General features: G+C 72.2%; 14 protein-coding genes. 4 read left to right on the plus strand and 10 right to left on the minus strand.

All coding sequences use genetic code 11. The annotated features are described in order from the left end of the window. Positions 1-70: 70 nt before the first annotated feature. A complete protein-coding gene (locus tag OG711_RS28690) occupies positions 71-940 on the plus strand; it encodes a class I SAM-dependent methyltransferase (RefSeq protein ID WP_329561356.1) in 870 nt (289 codons plus the stop codon). Between the two features lie 13 nt (positions 941-953). Here OG711_RS28690 and meaB read toward each other — a convergent pair whose 3' ends face one another. From meaB to OG711_RS28725, 7 genes are all read right to left on the minus strand, one after another. Further along, entirely contained in the window at positions 954-2078 is a 1125-nt protein-coding gene (meaB, locus tag OG711_RS28695; RefSeq protein WP_329561358.1) for a methylmalonyl Co-A mutase-associated GTPase MeaB, read from the minus strand. Positions 2079-2088: 10 nt separating this feature from the next. Beyond that, positions 2089-4296 carry a methylmalonyl-CoA mutase gene (scpA, locus tag OG711_RS28700; protein WP_329561360.1) on the minus strand — a complete coding sequence of 736 codons (2208 nt, stop codon included), beginning with the start codon at positions 4294-4296 and terminating at the stop codon, positions 2089-2091. Continuing rightward, positions 4296-6152, minus strand: a complete 1857-nt coding sequence (mutA, locus tag OG711_RS28705) for a methylmalonyl-CoA mutase small subunit (protein ID WP_329561362.1) — start codon at positions 6150-6152, stop codon at positions 4296-4298. The genes scpA and mutA overlap by 1 nt, the downstream gene beginning before the upstream one ends. 139 nt (positions 6153-6291) lie before the next feature. Next, entirely contained in the window at positions 6292-6855 is a 564-nt protein-coding gene (locus OG711_RS28710; protein WP_329561364.1) for a hypothetical protein, read from the minus strand. After that, a complete protein-coding gene (locus tag OG711_RS28715) occupies positions 6852-8747 on the minus strand; it encodes an alpha/beta hydrolase (RefSeq protein ID WP_329561366.1) in 1896 nt (631 codons plus the stop codon). The genes OG711_RS28710 and OG711_RS28715 overlap by 4 nt, the downstream gene beginning before the upstream one ends. Beyond that, entirely contained in the window at positions 8744-9181 is a 438-nt protein-coding gene (locus OG711_RS28720; protein WP_073791398.1) for a hypothetical protein, read from the minus strand. Before OG711_RS28720 ends, OG711_RS28715 begins: the two co-directional genes overlap by 4 nt. 189 nt (positions 9182-9370) lie before the next feature. Then, the gene (locus OG711_RS28725; RefSeq protein ID WP_329561368.1) at positions 9371-10786 is read right to left on the minus strand and encodes an MFS transporter; all 1416 of its coding nucleotides are present in this window, start codon (positions 10784-10786) and stop codon (positions 9371-9373) included. 309 nt (positions 10787-11095) lie between these two features. Between OG711_RS28725 and OG711_RS28730 the strand changes: the two genes are divergently transcribed. Continuing rightward, positions 11096-11920 (plus strand): helix-turn-helix transcriptional regulator, encoded by an 825-nt coding sequence (locus OG711_RS28730; protein ID WP_329561370.1) that lies wholly within the window; start codon positions 11096-11098, stop codon positions 11918-11920. Positions 11921-12101: 181 nt separating this feature from the next. Further along, complete coding sequence (locus OG711_RS28735) at positions 12102-13184, plus strand: hypothetical protein (protein ID WP_329561372.1); 1083 nt, start codon at positions 12102-12104, stop codon at positions 13182-13184. Positions 13185-13310: 126 nt separating this feature from the next. On the opposite strand, the gene glnA is transcribed toward OG711_RS28735, so the two are convergent. Next, complete coding sequence (gene glnA / locus OG711_RS28740; RefSeq protein WP_329561374.1) at positions 13311-14720, minus strand: type I glutamate--ammonia ligase; 1410 nt, start codon at positions 14718-14720, stop codon at positions 13311-13313. A gap of 315 nt (positions 14721-15035) precedes the next feature. Here glnA and OG711_RS28745 point away from each other — a divergent pair, with 315 nt between their 5' ends. Further along, positions 15036-15503 carry an RDD family protein gene (locus OG711_RS28745; protein ID WP_073791372.1) on the plus strand — a complete coding sequence of 156 codons (468 nt, stop codon included), beginning with the start codon at positions 15036-15038 and terminating at the stop codon, positions 15501-15503. A 203-nt stretch (positions 15504-15706) separates the two neighbouring features. Here the strand turns inward: OG711_RS28745 and OG711_RS28750 are convergent, their stop codons facing one another. Next, complete coding sequence (locus OG711_RS28750) at positions 15707-16408, minus strand: DUF4191 domain-containing protein (RefSeq protein ID WP_073791369.1); 702 nt, start codon at positions 16406-16408, stop codon at positions 15707-15709. Between the two features lie 323 nt (positions 16409-16731). Next, positions 16732-16941 carry an SCO2195 family GlnR-regulated protein gene (locus OG711_RS28755; RefSeq protein ID WP_073791366.1) on the minus strand — a complete coding sequence of 70 codons (210 nt, stop codon included), beginning with the start codon at positions 16939-16941 and terminating at the stop codon, positions 16732-16734. Between the last annotated feature and the right edge of the window lie 245 nt (positions 16942-17186).

The raw sequence follows: 17186 nt of genomic DNA on the forward strand, positions 1-17186 counted from the left end.
GGGTGAAACTTAGGCTTGCCTAACCTAGGGTGTCCCGCGAGACGTCCGCAGCGACGAAGAGGTGAGCACCGTGCCCGACACGCACCCCGCCTCCCCCTCGGGGGAACCCAAGCACGTCCCGGAACTGGGCGAGATCCAGGAGACCCTGCTGATCCCCCTGTACGCCCGCGCGCTGGAGACGAGGAAACGCCACGGGATGCTCAGCGACCCCAAGGCGGTGGAGATGGTCGAGTCCCTCGACTACGACTTCTCCCGCTTCGACGGCGCCCGCAGCCTCGTCGGCTCCAATCTGCGCACCCTGCTCTTCGACCACTGGGTACGGGCGTTCCTCCAGGAACACCCCGGCGGGACGGTCGTGGAGCTGGGCACCGGCCTCAACACCCGCTTCGAACGCCTCGACACCGGGCACGTCCACTGGTTCGACCTGGACCTGCCCGATGTGACGGCCCTGCGCCGCCGCTACTTCACCGACACCGACCGCCGCCGCACCCTCGCCCTGTCGGTCACCGACCCGGCCTGGACCGACGCGGTGCGGGAGAGCCCCGGCCCGTACTTCCTGGCCGCCGAGGCCGTCCTGATCTATCTGCCCGAGGACCAGGTGCGGGACGTGTTCCGCATGATCGCCGAACGGCTCCCCGGCGCCAGGCTGGCCCTGGAGACCGCGTCCTCCCACATGATCGACGGCCAGGACCGGCACGACGTCCTCAGCAAGGTCGCCGCCCGGATGGTCTGGCGCTGCGACGACCCCGCCGCACCCGCCGCCTGGCACCCCTCGGTCACCCTGGAGGACACCCGCACCTTCGCCCGGCTGCCCGCCGAGGTCCGCCGCGCCGTGCCCCAGCCGACCCGCGCCCTGCTGTCCCTGCTGGCCCGGGTCCGCCGCGCGGACATCGAGGCGTACCGCTTCAACGTGTACGGGTTCGGCGACCGGACCGGGTGACCCCGCGGGACCGTCAGCCGGACGCCCCGCCCGAGTCCCCGCCCGACGGCCCGTCATCGGCCCCGTCGCTTCCGGTGGCTCCGGGTGCTCCAGCCGCCCCGGGCGTTCCGGCAGCCCCGTCGGCCCCGGTGCCCGCGCTGCCCCCGCCCCCGCCCCCGCCCCCGAACACATCGAGAATCCGCTCGGCCGCCAGTGTCGCCGTCAGCTCCCCGTCCCGTACCCGCCGCTCCAGGGAAGGGGCCAGGGCCCGGACCCCCGGATGGGTGCGCAGCCGGTCCAGCAGCTCGTCATGGACCATCGCCCAGGTCCACGACACCTGCTGGTCCCGGCGTCTGGCGGCCAGCCGGCCCGTCGCCTCAAGGCGCGCCCGGTGCTCCTCCACCCGCTCCCACACCGTGTCCAGCCCGGTGCCCTCCCGGGCACTGCAACTCAGCACCGGGGGAGTCCAGGCCGCGTCCGCCGCGTGCATCAGCCGCAGCGCGCCCGCCAGTTCACGGGCCGCCCCGCGGGCGTCCCGCTCATGGGGGCCGTCGGCCTTGTTGACCGCGATGACGTCCGCGAGCTCCAGGACGCCCTTCTTGATGCCCTGCAACTGGTCGCCGGTCCGCGCCAGCGACAGCAGCAGGAACGTGTCGACCATGCCCGCGACCGCCGTCTCCGACTGCCCGACCCCGACCGTCTCCACCAGCACCACGTCGTACCCCGCGGCCTCCATCACCACGATCGACTCCCGGGTGGCCTTGGCGACCCCGCCGAGCGTGCCCGCCGTGGGCGAGGGCCGCACGAACGCCGCCGGGTCCACCGCCAGCCGCTCCATCCGGGTCTTGTCCCCGAGGATCGAACCCCCGGTCCGTGTCGACGAGGGATCGACGGCCAGCACCGCGACCCGGTGCCCGAGCCCCGTCAGCATCGTCCCCAGCGCGTCGATGAACGTCGACTTGCCGACACCCGGCACCCCGCTGACGCCGACCCGCCGGGCGCGGCCCGAGTGCGGCAGCAGCTCGGTCAGCAGCCGCTGCGCCTGCTCCCGGTGGTCGGCGCGCGTGGACTCCACCAGGGTGACGGCCCGCGCGACGAACGCCCGCTTCCCGTCGAGCACGCCCTTCGTGTAGGCGTCGAGATCGATCGTCCTCGCCATGCCCGTCGGCTCACCGCTCCCCGGACTCGTGCCCGAGCCGGTCCGCGAGCCGCACCACCAGGTCGTACGCCGCGTCCGGGATGACCGTGCCGGGCGGGAACACCGCGGTCGCGCCCGCCTCGTGCAGCGCCGCCACGTCCTGCGGGGGGATCACCCCGCCGACCACGATCATGATGTCCTCCCGGCCCTCCTCCGCGAGCTGCTCCCGCAGCGCGGGGACGAGCGTGAGGTGCCCGGCCGCCAGCGACGACACACCCACGATGTGCACATCCGCCTCCACCGCCTGCCGCGCGACCTCCGCCGGGGTCTGGAACAACGGGCCCACGTCCACGTCGAAGCCGAGGTCCGCGAACGCCGTCGCGATCACCTTCTGCCCCCGGTCATGGCCGTCCTGGCCCATCTTCGCGACGAGTATGCGCGGACGGCGGCCCTCGTCCTGCTCGAAGGCGTCCACCAGCGCCCGGGTGCGCTCCACGGACGGCGACTCACCTGCTTCGGTGCGGTACACACCCGAGATCGTACGGATCTGACCCGCGTGCCGCCCGTAGACCTTCTCCAGGGCGTCCGAGATCTCCCCGACCGTCGCCTTGGCCCGGGCCGCGTCCACCGCCAGGGCCAGCAGATTGCCCTCCAGCCCCGGCCCGGGACCGTCCTCGGCGGCCCGGGTCAGCGCGCGCAGCGCGTCCTGGCACACCTGCTCGTCCCGCTCCGCGCGCAGCCGCCGCAGCTTGTCGAGCTGCCGCTCACGCACCGAGGAGTTGTCGACCTTCAGCACATCGATCTGCTCGTCGGTCTCGACCCGGTACTTGTTGATCCCGATCACCGGCTGGCGCCCCGAGTCGATCCGCGCCTGCGTCCGGGCCGCCGCCTCCTCGACCCGCAGCTTCGGGATGCCCGCGTCGATGGCCTGCGCCATCCCGCCCGCCGCCTCGACCTCCTGGATGTGCGCCCAGGCCCGCCGCGCCAGGTCGTACGTCAGCCGCTCCACGTACGCGCTGCCGCCCCATGGGTCGATGACCCGGGTCGTGCCCGACTCCTGCTGGATCAGGAGCTGGGTGTTGCGGGCGATCCGCGCCGAGAAGTCCGTCGGCAGGGCCAGCGCCTCGTCCAGCGCGTTGGTGTGCAGCGACTGGGTGTGCCCCTGCGTCGCCGCCATCGCCTCCACACAGGTCCGCGTCACATTGTTGAACACGTCCTGCGCGGTCAGCGACCAGCCCGAGGTCTGCGAATGCGTCCGCAGCGACAGCGACTTGGGGTTCCCGGGCCCGAACTCCTTGACCAGTCTCGCCCACAGCAGCCGCGCCGCCCGCAGCTTCGCGACCTCCATGAAGAAGTTCATGCCGATCGCCCAGAAGAACGACAGCCGTGGCGCGAACGCGTCCACGTCCAGCCCGGCACCCTGCCCCGCCCGCAGGTACTCCACCCCGTCGGCCAGGGTGTACGCCAGCTCCAGATCGGCCGTCGCCCCCGCCTCCTGGATGTGGTACCCGGAGATGGAGATCGAGTTGTAGCGGGGCATCCGCCGCGAGGTGAACGCGAAGATGTCGGAGATGATCCGCATCGACGGCTTCGGCGGATAGATGTACGTGTTGCGGACCATGAACTCCTTGAGGATGTCGTTCTGGATGGTCCCGGCCAGCTTCTCCGGCGGTACGCCCTGCTCCTCGGCGGCGACGATGTACAGCGCCAGCACCGGAAGCACCGCGCCGTTCATCGTCATCGACACACTCATCCGGTCCAGCGGGATGCCGTCGAACAGTTGCCGCATGTCGTAGATCGAGTCGATCGCGACACCCGCCATGCCCACATCGCCCGTCACCCGGGGATGGTCGCTGTCGTAGCCCCGGTGCGTCGGCAGGTCGAACGCGACCGACAGCCCCTTCTGCCCGGCCGCGAGATTGCGCCGGTAGAACGCGTTGGACTCCTCCGCCGTCGAGAACCCCGCGTACTGCCGGATGGTCCACGGCTGATTGACGTACATCGTCGGATACGGCCCGCGCAGATACGGCGCCACCCCGGGATACGTGTCCAGGAAGTCCAGGCCCTCCAGGTCCCGCCCGGTGTACAGCGGCTTGACGCGGATGCCCTCCGGGGTCTCCCACGACAGCTCGCCGTCGTCCTGGCCGGTGGACTCCTTCAGCGCCGAACGCCACTGCTCCTCGGAGCCCTGGCCGGGGCCGTCGCCCAGCTCCACACCGGTGAAATCGGGGATCGCCATCACGACACTCCCAGGGAGTCGAGTACGGAGGTGAGGGTGGCGACGGCGTCACAGCCCGCGAAGACGTACGTGTCCACGTCCGGGACCTCACCGGGCCTGCCCGCGAGCAGCACCCGTGCGGCGCCCGCCGCCCGCAGCGCGCCGGCCACCGCCGCGCCCTGCTCCGCGTACACGGGGTCGCTGGAGCACAGACACGCGAGCGTGGCACCGCTCGCGGTGAACGCGGCGGCGACCGTAGCGGCGTCCACCGACACCGGGTCATGGACGGTTTCGATCCCCCCGGCCTGGAACAGGTTCGCGGCGAACGAGGCCCGCGCGGTGTGCGCGGCGGCCGGACCGAGCGCCGCGAGGAACACCTTCGGCCGCTCACCCGTCCGCGCCAGATACGCGTCCGACCTGGCCCGCAGCACCTCGTACGCCTCGTCGCGGCGTACCCGGGGCAGTCCGCCGGAGACCGGGGCGGGCGCGGGCTCGCGCTCCACCGGCCGCTCCCCGAGGTTCGGGAACTCGCTGACGCCCGTGATGGGCTCCCGCCGGGTCGCCAGCCGCTTGCCGCGCGCCGCCCAGGTCGCCGCCAGCCGCTCCCCGGTGAACCCGGACCGCAGTGCCGCCGCCGCTCCGCCGGCCCGCTCCACCTCGCGGAAGAACTCCCAGCCCGCGTGGGCGAGCTCGTCGGTCAGCCGCTCCACGTACCAGGACCCGCCCGCCGGGTCCACGACCCGCGCCAGATGCGACTCCTCCACCAGGACCGCCGAGGTGTTCCGGGCGATCCGCCGCGCGAACGCGTCCGGCAGCCCGATCGCGTCGTCGAACGGCAGCACCGTGACCGCGTCGGCGCCGCCGACCCCGGCTCCCAGGGTCGCCAGGGTGGTCCGCAGCATGTTCACATACGGGTCGCGCCGGGTCATCATCACCGACGAGGTCACCGCGTGCTGGCGCTGCGCGCCCGCGCCGCCCCCCGACACCTCGACGACCCGCGCCCACAGCCGCCGGGCGGCCCGCAGTTTCGCGATCGTCAGGAACTGGTCGGCACTCGCCGCGTACCGGAAGTCCAGCTGTCCGACCGCCTCGTCCACGCTCAGCCCCGCGTCGGTGAGCAGCCGCAGGTACGCCACACCGGTGGCCAGGGAGAGCCCGAGCTCCTGCGCGGCCGATCCACCGGCCTCGTGGAACGGCAGCGCGTCCACGGTCAGCGCCCGGACCCCGGGCCATCGGCCGGTGGTGGTCCGCGCCAGGTCCACGGCGTCGGTCCAGTCCGTGGGGCCGGGCTCCCGTCCGGAGCGCGCCGCGTACCCGAGCGGATCGGCCCCGAGGTTGCCGCGCGCCTCGTCGGCCCGCACCCCGCGTTCGCCGTACAACTCCAGCAGCGCGCGTCCGGCGGCCCCGGAGGCGTCACCCGCGTCGAGGACGACCGCCACGAGGTCGAGGTACACGCCGTCCAGCGCCCGCCCGATCCCGTCGACGGGCACGGAGCCGGGACCCACGGTGAGCCACAGCGAGGTGACGCCGTTCTCCAGATCGGCGAGCACGGCCTCGTTGGTCCGCGCGGGATCGCTCCCGGCGTGCCGCTGGCGCACGTCCCAGCCGCCCGGTGTCGCTCCCTCGGGGCGTCCGCCCCGCACGAAGGGGGCGAAGCCGGGGAACCCGGTATCGGCCACCGCGTCCCGCGCGGTGTAAAGCGGCCGGGTGCTGAGCCCGTCCTCAAGCGTCGTGGACAGCGCTTCCTCGGCGTCGTCGCCCGAGACCTCCTTGCCCGACTTGCGCAGTACGCCTTCCACGAGGCGCTGCCACTGCGCATGGGTCGCATCAGGGAACTCGGCGGCCAGCGAAAGCCCGTCGTCAGGCAGGACCGTCATGCTCAGATGCTAGGCCCTCACGCTTGAGGCGCAGCAGAGCTACGCACTGTGACGTTCCACTCGAACGGAAGGTCTTGTATGCGGCGACCTGGGGCTTTCGCCCCCTTTTCCAGGCCGTACGGGTGGTCCGTGCCGCCGCTCAGGGCGCCTTGTCCGCCGACCAGAAGGGGGAACGGACATTGGGCCGGGGGATGGGATCGACATCCTCGTAGGACGGCCCGTTCGGCTCGGCCGTGGGCTCCGCTACCTCGGACTCCTCGACGCAGGGGGTCGATACCTCGAAGAACGCCTGTCCCTTGGCCCCGATGGTCAGGCTGACACCGAAGCCGTCCGCCGTCTTGGCGAACAGGGCCGGGAACTCCTTGTTCTTGTCGACATGGGTGATACGGACCTTCTCCTTCTCCCAGGCCCGCTCGACCACACCGAGGAAGCTGCCCCGCATCTGCTCGGAGATCACGGTCATCACCGTCCGGCGCCGCGACAGATCGCAGCTCCCGGTCGTGGTGTCGCCATGGGCCCACTGCACCGGCGGCCGGATGGCCTTGAACGTCAGGTCGAGCAGGGCGTCCGCCCGTTCCGCCGCCTCTTGCATGTTCATCTCGCTCCTCGCCCTCTCCGAACCGGAGGTCTTCGTCTCCGCGCACCCCGTGACGAGCGCGCAGAGCGCGACCGCCGTCACGGCGTACTTCCCTCGTGCCTTCACCGGTGCCGCTCCACAGAGATCGTCTCGGGCTGTCCAGCGACGATTTTCGCGATGTTGTTCGCCGACACGTGGTCCTTCTCCGGATTGAAGTAGTTCGAGTGCGCGGGGGTCGCGCCCTCCCCGTCGATGATCGGTCGGGGGCCGTCGTCCACCACGAAGCGCTGGGCCCCGAACGCCTCGCTCGCCGGGTCCTTGCCGAACCACAGATCGTCGTCGCCCAGATCGCTCACCTCCCGGAGGATGGCCCCTCCCGGGACGAACCCGCTGAGGGGATACGCGATCGCCTCCTCCTTGGACGGCAGCTTGGACACCGGGTCGTTCTCCGCGGCGCCGACGTACACATTCTCCTTGCCCACGCCCATGTCCTCGGCCCGGTCGACGCCCACCCCCGGGCTGCCGATCAGAATGATGTCGTCCGCGCCGGGAATGCCCCCGTCCAGCTGGGACGCCGCGCCGACCGTCCGTGAACCGTACGAGTGGCCGATCGCCGTGAGGTGCGGATCACCCTTCTCGTTGGTCGTCGCGAGCCCGCTCATGAAGCTGTTGTAGTCGGGAGCGCCCTTCTCGGCCCGCTCCGGACTCATCACGGCCCCGCTGTGCAGCAGATTGTCGTTGTCGGGAAGCTGAGGCGCGTCGTAACCGAGCCATACGATCGACGCACTGGACTCGTCGTACTTCTGCGCCCCGATCGCCGTGTCCCGGGCGCGCTTGAGGTCGTTCTTCGCGAAGTCGGAGTCCAGGGCCGTCCCCAGTCCCGGCACATACGCCGAGACGTTCTTCGACGTGTCCGGGTTGCCGTAGCTGACGATCGCGCGGCCGTTGCCCTCGTCGCCGATGCCGAGCAGCATCATCGGCGGACGGCTGCCCTCCTGGAGCTGACGGTCGATCTCCTTGAGCCCGCCGAGCTGGGACTGGGACTTCTCGTCGCCCTGGCCCTCCAGCTTGGCGATCAGGAGCTGGAGGTTCTCCCGGTTCGCCTCGTCCCGGACGACGGAGGGGATGCCGTCCAGATTGCCGATCACATCCGGGTACACCGCGAGGTACTCCTCGCGCTGCTCCTGGCTGAGCCCCGCCCACCAGCTCTCCCGGGCGGCGGCCGGCTTGTCCAGCGGGACCTCGTCCAGCAGATACGTCCGCGCGGCCGAGCGGACCGTGCCGGCGTCCGCGGCCATGTCCGCCCATGTCTTCGCGTCGACGGTCAGCCCCGGCGCGGCCTTCAGCTCGCCCAGGGCCTTCTGGTACCGGCCGTCGATCTCGCGGGCCTCGCGCAGGGCGTGGGCGATCGAGTCGGCGATCTCCTGCGCCCGCGCCTGGTGCGGGTTCGGTTCGTACACGCCCTTGATCGGCTGCCCGCCGCCGGGCGTCAGCGTGGGACCGCCGCCGAGCCCCGGCCCGTACGGCCCCTGGGTGCCGAGCCGCGGACCGGACAGCCCGCCGTTCGACGCCCCGGGAGGCGCGAGCATGCCGTTGTTGCCGAAGGCCGTCCCGCCGGGGTTCGGCCCACCGGTCATCGCGTTCTTGCCGCCGGAGGGATAGGCGACGCTGCCGTCCTCGTTGACCGTGTACGAGTTGGCCCCCGCGTCGTCCAGCGCCGCCCCGAGCCGCCGCTTGGGGGCGGCCAGCTCCTGGGACAGTCCGTTCACCGCCGAGCGGATCAGTCCGCACTCGGTGCGGAGGTAGTCGAAGTTGCCGCTCAGCCGCTTGAGACGGCCCACGGCCGACTTCGCCGACTCGCTCTCCTGGGACTTGGACAGCGTCCCGGCCATGTCCCCGTCGACCTGGGTGCCCGCGGCGTCCGCCCGGCGGGCGACCGCCGCCCAGCCGTCGGCCGCGTCGTCCAGCTCGGTCAGGGTGAGGTCGCGCAGCTGCTGCCACGTCAGTGCCGAGGTCACTTGGCGCCCTCCGGCGCCCGGACCGCGTCCGCCCGGCCGCCCGCGGCGACATCGGCCCCGGTGAGATCCTTCGCGACCTGCCGCAACTTCGGTTCCAGCGCGTCGCACTCGTCACGGACCGCGCCGATCCGCTTCTCCCAGGAGGCGAGCACCTCCGTGAGCGCGCCCAGACTCGCGAGCCCGGCGGCGCCCGAGGCGACCCCCGTATGCGCGTCGGTCAGTTCCTTCTTCGCGGCGCTCGTGCTCGTCCGCAGCTCACCCGCCGTGTCCGCGGCCTGGTTCCACGGCTTGCCCGCGTGCCGCAGCGTCCCGCCGCCCCCGGTGTCCGTGGCGCCGCCGGGAGCGCCCGGTTCCACAGGCACCTGATTGAGTTGCATCCCCGTGTGGCGCTCTGCCACTTGGGACTTGAGCTGGTCCCACTCGTCCCACCCCATGGCCGCGCCCTTCCCCGTGTCCGCCGGACGCCCCGTGTCCGCCCGGCCCAGCGATCACGTTAGCAACTTCCGCCGCGGGGACAACAACCACCCGGCGGGGCGGGACACGGGGCAACGCCGCTGGTCGGGGGCGTTGCCCGCACCGCCGCACACCCGTCACGACAACCACCCCCCGCGCCCACGAAACCCTCACCGCGTCCCGGCCGATTCGGGCGCCGCGCGGGTACCCGGAACCGCCGGGAACAACGTATGGACGAGGACCGCCCCGAGCACCATCACCCCCGCCGCCACGTACAGCGCGGACGCGTACCCGTCGAGGGCCGCCGCCCCGTGCCCGCCGCCCGGGTCCTGACGTACGGCCAGCGTCACCAGCCCGGCGATACCGATCGCGCCGCCCACCTGCTGCACCGACCCGAGCACCGCCGAGCCCACCCCCGCGTCGTCCTCCGTGGTGCCGCTGACCCCGCCGACCGCGAGGGCCGGGGCGCCGAGACCGGAACCGAGGGCCGCGAGCAGGACGCCGGGCAGCACCCCGACCACATACCCGTCACCCGGCGACACCTGCGCGAGCGTCAACAGGCCCACCGCGCCGACCAGGAACGCCGACACCAGGGTCCGGCGCACCCCGATCCGGACCACCGCCCGCGACGACAGCCACACCCCCGCGAGGATGGCGAGCCCGTACGGTACGAAGGCCAGCCCCGCGCGCAGCGGCCCGTACCCGAGCGCGGTCTGGAGCCGCAGCATCAGCAGGAACGACAGCGCGAAGAACACGGCGGTGAACAGCAGCCCCGTACCGTTGCTGACGGCCCGGACCCGGTCGGCCAGGAACCCCCGGGGGACCATCGGCGCCACCGCACGCCGCTCGACCACCACGAACACCCCCGCGAGCACGGCCGAGAGCAGCAGCGGAACGGTCACCGCCGTGGAGCCCCAGCCCGCGTCCCCGGCCCGGATCAGCCCGTACACCAGAGCGGTGACGGCCCCGGTACCGAGCACCGCGCCCGGGATGTCGAGCCGGGGCGCACGCGGCGCGCGGCTCTCGTCGACGAGCCGGGGCACCAGGAACAGGGTCACCAGGACGACCGGCAGATTCACCAGGAAGATCCACCGCCAGGACGCGAGCCCCGTCAGCGCCCCGGACACCACCAGCCCCGTGGTCCCACCGAGCGCGGCCAGCCCGCCCCACAGCCCGAGGGCCCGCGCCCGTTCCCCGTCCCCGGGGTAGAGCAGGGTCAGCAGGGCCAGGGCGCCAGGCCCGGCCAGCGCGGCGCCCGCGCCCTGCGCGAAGCGTCCGGCCACCAGCTGCCAGGGCTCCTGGGCGAGCCCGCACCCGAGGCTCGCCACCCCGAAGAGCGCCACACCGAGCAGGAACACCCGCCGCCGCCCGTACAGATCCCCGGCCCGCCCGGCGGGCATCAACAGCCCGCCGTACGCGAGGAGATACGCGTTCGCCACCCAGGTCAGCCCACCGGTCCCGAACCCGAGCTCCGCGCGGAGCGTGGGCAGCGCGACACTCACCACGGTGTCGTCGAGCACCAGCATGAAATGCACACCGCACAACACGAGCAGCGGCGCCCTGCGCCGCTTCACGGGGGCCGTCATCGGACGCCTCCGGAGGCGGAGGCGGAGCGGGTGGTGGGACGGCCGCAGTCGGCGGCGGAACGAACGGAATCGGCGGAACGTGCGGAACCGGCGGAACCGGCGGAACCGGCGGGGTCGGCGGAACGAGCCGAATCGGCGGAACTGGCGGAACCGGCGGAACGTGCCGTACCGGAAGGGCGGGCGGAGAAAGGCCCGGGAGCAGGTGGGATGAGCATGTGATCGACGCTAGGAGACGCGCGCTCCGGCCGCGATACGCTACGAGGACGGGTGATAGCGAGCTGAGGACAACCGAGGGCGAAGGACCACGTCATGGCCGGGAACGTGACACGAGCACGGCGGTACATACCCCCCGCAGGCGACGGACTGTGCCCCCCGCCCGCCGCGCCCGGCGCGATCGTGGTGGGCACGTTCCCGCTGGAGTCGGGGGAGTGGATCGCACCCCACGCGCACACCCACCACCAGCTCGCGTGGACCCGGGGCGGCGTCCTCGGTGTGGGTATCGGCGACGCGTACTGGGTGCTTCCGCCGACCCGCGCCCTGTGGATACCGGCGGGGACACGGCACAGCACCGGGGCCACCCGGGGCGCGCTGCTCCACGGCCTCTACTTCCCGCCGGAGCGCTGCGCGATCGACTGGCCGGACCCGACCCCGGTCGTGGTCGACGGCCTGCTGGCCCATCTGATCGCCCATCTGTCCCGCGACGACCTCCCCGAGGACGCCCGGCTGCGCGCCGAAGCGGTCGCCGTGGACCTGCTGCGCCCACTGCCGACCACCCCGATCGACGTCCCGTACCCGGTGGACGACCGGGTACGCGCGGTGGCCGACGCCCTGCTGGCCGACCCCGCCGACCCGCGCGGCCTGGAGGTCCACGCCCGCGCCATCGGGGTCAGCCGCCGTACCCTCACCCGGCTGTTCACCAGCGACACCGGTATGACGTTCGACCACTGGCGCACCCACGCCCGGCTGCGCGCGGCCCTCCCTCTCCTCGCCGAGGGCCACCCGGTCTCCCGCGTCGCGAGAACGGTCGGCTACGCCACCCCGAGCTCCTTCCTCGCCGCCTTCCGCCGCACGGTCGGCACGTCCCCGGGGCGGTACTTGGGGACAACGACGGAGGAGCCGGGGCCGGTGGCATAGGAAATGGACTGTCCCCGTGTATCGCTCATGTTCCTTATGCGGGGAAACCTCCGCCCTCGTGCTGTCCGGGCTTCTAGGCTGTTGCTTCCCGCGCGGTACGGGGCGTGCTGGACGGGCCGGCGCGCGGGAGTGATCCGCGGGGGACCGGCAGTCGGGGGAGCGACCCGGGAGAGCAGGCCGAGTGACGAACCCATCTCCGGACCCGACGCCCCCGGGCCCGGTCCCGCGACCCTCCGGACCCGACGCCCCGCCCGCCGAGCGGCGGACCCCGCCCGACCCGGCTCCCGCTGGGGGCCCTGACGGGGCGCGCGGTCCGACTCCCGCACCCGGCCCGCCTCCGCCCGAGACCCCGCCCACGCAGCCCTCCCCCGTCGCTCCGGCACCCGGCCGGTGGGCGCGAGGCCGGGCCCGCTGGGCGACACTGGGCACCGCCGAGCGGACCGCGATCGCCGTCCCGCTCCTGACGGCCCTGGTCGCGGGTGTGTTCGGTCTCGGCTCGGCGGCGCTGCCCGTGGTCTTCGCCAAGGGGGACAAGAAGGAGGGCGGGAGCGCCGAAGGCGGCAGCTCGGGGAAACCCGCCGACCGGGGCAAGGACAGTGGCCCGTCGCTTACCCCGCCCTTTCTGTCCCCGTCCCCCGAGGACGCCAGGCTGGCGATCGTCGACATCTCCGTGGGCGACCGGGGCAACCCGGCCGAGCTCGATGTGAAGGTGCGCAACAAGGGGCGGGCCGTCAGCTACGTCAAACGCGCGGAGATCAGGGTTCACCGGGCCCGTACCCTGCCGTTCTGCCCGCTGCCGTACGCGGTCCCGGTCTCGTACACCTACCAGGTCGAACTGCCCGCGACCGACACGGATCTCGCCTACTCGAAGCCGCTGGACCTCTCCCAGGCCGTCGAACCTGACAAGGTCGACCGCTTCGTCGTCGAACTCGGGACCAAGGGCCTGGGCAAGTACACACCGGGCGGAGCGCTCTACTACCTCACCGTGCGGCTGGACTACAACGAGGGGACGGCGGGCCGCGTCGAGAGCGAACCGCTCCTTGTGTACGTCGCCTATCCGGTCGAGGTCGCCGGCCTCACGGAGCCGGGGATATCGGAGCCGCGGTTCCGCGCCTGCTGGAAGAAGCGGATCGCGGCCGTCCGCGCGTTCAAGGATCTGGACGCGACCAGACCCGACCATGTTTCCGGCCTGGAGAAGACGACGGACCAGGCAGCCGAAGCGATCAACACCTGGGAGCGCGCGAACACGCCCTCCCCGGAATGACTTCGTGCGGGTGCCGCACAACGGCGTGGGCCGCCGCCCCTGTCCGGGGCGGCGGCCCACGCCGTGCCTGCTGTCGCGGTGGCCGCGAGGTCCGGTTGCCCGGTATCCCTCGGCGGCCCGGCCCGCCTAGAGGTCGAAGTACAGCTCGAACTCGTGGGGGTGCGGGCGGAGCTGGATCGGGGCGATCTCGTGGGTGCGCTTGTAGTCGATCCAGGTCTCGATCAGGTCGGACGTGAAGACGCCGCCGGCCTGGAGGTACTCGTTGTCGTTCTCCAGGGCCTCCAGCACGGCCGAGAGCGAGGTCGGGACCTGCGGGACGCCCGCGTGCTCCTCGGGAGCCAGCTCGTACAGGTCCTTGTCGATCGGCTCGGCCGGCTCGATCTTGTTCTTGACGCCGTCGAGGCCCGCGAGCAGCAGCGCCGAGAAGGCGAGGTACGGGTTCGAGGACGGGTCCGGGGCGCGGAACTCGACGCGCTTGGCCTTCGGGTTCGAGCCCGTGATCGGGATACGCATCGCGGCGGAACGGTTGCGCTGCGAGTAGACCAGGTTGACCGGGGCCTCGAAGCCGGGCACCAGACGGTGGTACGAGTTCACCGTCGGGTTGGTGAACGCCAGCAGCGACGGCGCGTGCTTCAGGATGCCGCCGATGTAGTAGCGGGCCATGTCGGACAGACCCGCGTAACCCTGCTCGTCGTAGAAGAGGGGGACGCCACCGCTCCACAGCGACTGGTGGACGTGCATGCCCGAACCGTTGTCACCGAAGATCGGCTTCGGCATGAACGTCGCGGTTTTGTTGTTGCGCCAGGCGACGTTCTTCACGATGTACTTGAAGAGCATCAGGTCGTCGGCCGCGGCGAGCAGCGTGTTGAACTTGTAGTTGATCTCGGCCTGACCGGCCGTGCCCACCTCGTGGTGCTGACGCTCGACCTGGAGGCCCTGCCGGTCCAGCTCCAGGGAGATCTCGGCACGCAGGTCGGCGAAGTGGTCCACCGGCGGGGCGGGGAAGTAGCCGCCCTTGTAACGGACCTTGTAACCGCGGTTGTTCTCGACCGCACCGGTGTTCCAGGCGCCGGCCTCAGAGTCGATGTGGTAGAAACCCTCGTTCGCCGAGGTGCTGAAGCGCACCGAGTCGAAGACGTAGAACTCCGCCTCCGGACCGAAGTACGCGGTGTCCGCGATACCGGTCGAGGCGAGGTACGCCTCCGCCTTCTTCGCGATGTTCCGCGGGTCACGGCTGTACTGCTCGCCGGTGATCGGGTCGTGGATGAAGAAGTTGATGTTGACGGTCTTGTCACGGCGGAAGGGGTCCAGCCGCGCGGTCGACAGGTCGGCGCGCAGCGCCATGTCGGACTCGTGGATGGCCTGGAAGCCGCGGATGGACGAACCGTCGAACGCGAGCTCCTCGGCCGGGTCGAACACCCTGGCCGGGATCGTGAAGTGCTGCATCACACCCGGCAGGTCGCAGAAGCGGACGTCGATGAACTTGACGTCCTCGTCGGCGATGTACTTCTTGGCCTCGTCGGCGTTCTTGAACATCCAACTCCTCCTACTCCCGACCCGGGAGGGGCGGGGTTGCAGCTCGTACGTGCGCCAGTGCGGTGGCACATGCTCGCCCTGACGATAGGGACGCGGGATTTCTCAAGCGTGACCCATTTGTTTCGCCGAAGTTAACCAGGGCGTCGGCGGTGGTGCCGTCCACCCGGATTCCCCGTGGCGCCACGGCCATGACCGGGAACGGCGGTGAGGAGCGTCACCCGCCCGTGCGCGCCCCGCGCGCACGCCCTCTCCCCGGCGCCCCCGCCCCGGGACCCCAGGAGCGGGACGGCCCGCGCACCCGGTTACCGTGGACGGGTGGACAAGAGGCAAGCAATCGGATCGTGGCTCTCGGGCCCCCGCGAAGCCGCGGAGCAGGCGGGCGTCGACTTCGGATACCGGGGTGAACAGCTCGGCCTGCCCGAGTCCGGGCCCGGCTCGATCGCCCGCCCGGGCCGCAGGTTCGGTGCCCTCGCGGTCGACTGGGGCCTGTGCATGCTGATCGCATACGGCCTTCTCACCGACGGCTACGGCCAGTCCACCGGCAACTGGGCGCTGCTCGTCTTCTTCGTGCTGAACGCCGTCACGGTGGGCACCGTCGGCTTCACCCCCGGCAGGCGGCTCTTCGGTCTGCGGGTGATCGCCGAGGACGGCGGCTACGCCCGCCCGCTGCGGGGCCTGGTACGCAGCGCGCTGCTGTGCCTCGCCGTCCCCGCCCTCGTCTGGGACCGTGACGGCCGCGGTCTCCACGACCGGCTGGCCCGCACGATCCAGGTCCGTATCTGACGTCGTCGCCTATGGTCCGGCCCCGTCGGACGCGGGACCCCGTGCACGGCATCCGTTCCGTCCCTGTACGGGGCACAGCTGCTTGATCCCGAACGGCGGGCGCCACGGACAGCGCAGGCCGACGCGTACCCGGCCCGGGTATGACGAAGGGGCGCCGGAACCCGTCCGGGTTCCGGCGCCCCTTCTCGCTTGGGTGTCGCGGGTCAGCGCGTCTTCGGGCCGCCCTTGGGCATCCGCATGCCCTTCGGCATGGGGCCCTTGGGCAGAGGCATGTTGCTCATCAGGTCGCCCATCGCGCGCAGCCGGTCGTTGGTCGCGGTGACCTGGGGGCCGCTGAGGACGCGCGGATACTTGAGCATCGTCGTGCGGACCTTCTTCAGCGGGACCTGTCCCTCGCCGGTGCCGACGATCAGGTCATGGACGGGGACGTCCGCCACGATCCTGGCCATCTTCCTCTTCTCGGCGGCGAGCAGGGACTTGAGCCGGTTCGGGTTGCCCTCCGCGACCAGGACGATGCCCGCCTTGCCGACCGCGCGGTGCACGACGTCCTGGCTGCGGTTCATCGCGATCGCCGGGGTGGTGGACCAGCCCCGGCCGATGTTGTCGAGGACTGCGGCGGCAGCGCCGGGCTGTCCCTCCATCTGGCCGAACGCGGCCCGCTCGGCCCGGCGCCCGAAGGTGATCGCCGTCGCGAGGAGCGCGATGAGCAGTCCGAGGATGCCCAGATAGACCGGATGCCCGATCCAGAAGCCGAACGCGAGGAAGACACCGAGGGTGCCGATCCCGACCCCCGCGAGCACGAGCCCGATCTTGGAGTCGGCCCTGCGGGTCATCTTGTACGTGAGGGCGATCTGCTTGAGCCGCCCCGGGTTCGCAGCGTCCGCTGCGGATTCCTTCCTCGCCATGTGTGAAGTCTACGTGCCCCGAGTGGCGCCCACGACGCCCGGTGGCCCCTGGATCGCGCGGGAACGGCCTGGGGAGGCGGGCGGCGGGCCCGGGAAGGGTTCCGCGGCGGTCCGGGGCCGGTCACATACGGTCCGCGACCGCCGGGCGGCGGCACCGCTCAGGAGACGCGGCGGAGCCGTTCGGGAGGCCCGGGCGGAGCCGTTCACGGGGGTGTGGGCCGGACGGTTCGGGAGACCCGGGTGGGGCCGTTCAGGGGGTACGGGCCGAATGGTTCAGGGGCCCGGGCGCAGCCGTCCGGGGGTGCGGGCCGGACGGTTCCGGGTCAGGAGGTGCGGGCGGTGTGGGGAGAGTCCTGGAGCGCGAGCTCGGCCTCGCTGCGGTCCTTGGCCCGGCGGCGGTCCTCCAGGACCGAGGTCCAGGCGTTGCGGCGGGCGGTGCGCTGGCCCCCGCTCATCAGCAGCGACTCGACGGCGCGCAGCGCGGTCGTGACGGACGGGCGGGCGGTGGCGCGGACGGGCGGCGCGGCCTGCATGGTGGTTCCCCCTTGGAGCGCGGCGGGCGGTGCGGTCCCGCACGGCGGCGCGGCGGGGCCGGGGGCCGGGCGCGACGGGTTGTGCGGTACTGGTTCGTGCTCCGGTGCCGTACGGCGGTGTACGCGGAGTGGAACCTGGGTCACGGTTCGGTGTTACCAGTGCGTGACCCACCGGTCAAACGGTGATGAACCCCTGACGCGGGTCCGCGCCGGACAGCGGCGCGGCCCCGGCGGTCGTCCCACCT

Source organism: Streptomyces uncialis (genome assembly GCF_036250755.1).
Lineage (GTDB): Bacteria > Actinomycetota > Actinomycetes > Streptomycetales > Streptomycetaceae > Streptomyces > Streptomyces uncialis.

Bases quoted from the DNA above. Each gene is read 5' to 3' on its own strand.
- OG711_RS28750 (WP_073791369.1), bottom strand. From the start codon at position 16,408: ATGGCGAGGAAGGAATCCGCAGCGGACGCTGCGAACCCGGGGCGGCTC.
- OG711_RS28755 (WP_073791366.1), bottom strand. From the start codon at position 16,941: ATGCAGGCCGCGCCGCCCGTCCGCGCCACCGCCCGCCCGTCCGTCACG.
- OG711_RS28725 (WP_329561368.1), bottom strand. From the start codon at position 10,786: ATGACGGCCCCCGTGAAGCGGCGCAGGGCGCCGCTGCTCGTGTTGTGC.
- scpA (WP_329561360.1), bottom strand. From the start codon at position 4,296: ATGGCGATCCCCGATTTCACCGGTGTGGAGCTGGGCGACGGCCCCGGC.
- OG711_RS28720 (WP_073791398.1), bottom strand. From the start codon at position 9,181: ATGGGGTGGGACGAGTGGGACCAGCTCAAGTCCCAAGTGGCAGAGCGC.
- meaB (WP_329561358.1), bottom strand. From the start codon at position 2,078: ATGGCGAGGACGATCGATCTCGACGCCTACACGAAGGGCGTGCTCGAC.
- OG711_RS28730 (WP_329561370.1), top strand. From the start codon at position 11,096: ATGGCCGGGAACGTGACACGAGCACGGCGGTACATACCCCCCGCAGGC.
- mutA (WP_329561362.1), bottom strand. From the start codon at position 6,152: ATGACGGTCCTGCCTGACGACGGGCTTTCGCTGGCCGCCGAGTTCCCT.
- glnA (WP_329561374.1), bottom strand. From the start codon at position 14,720: ATGTTCAAGAACGCCGACGAGGCCAAGAAGTACATCGCCGACGAGGAC.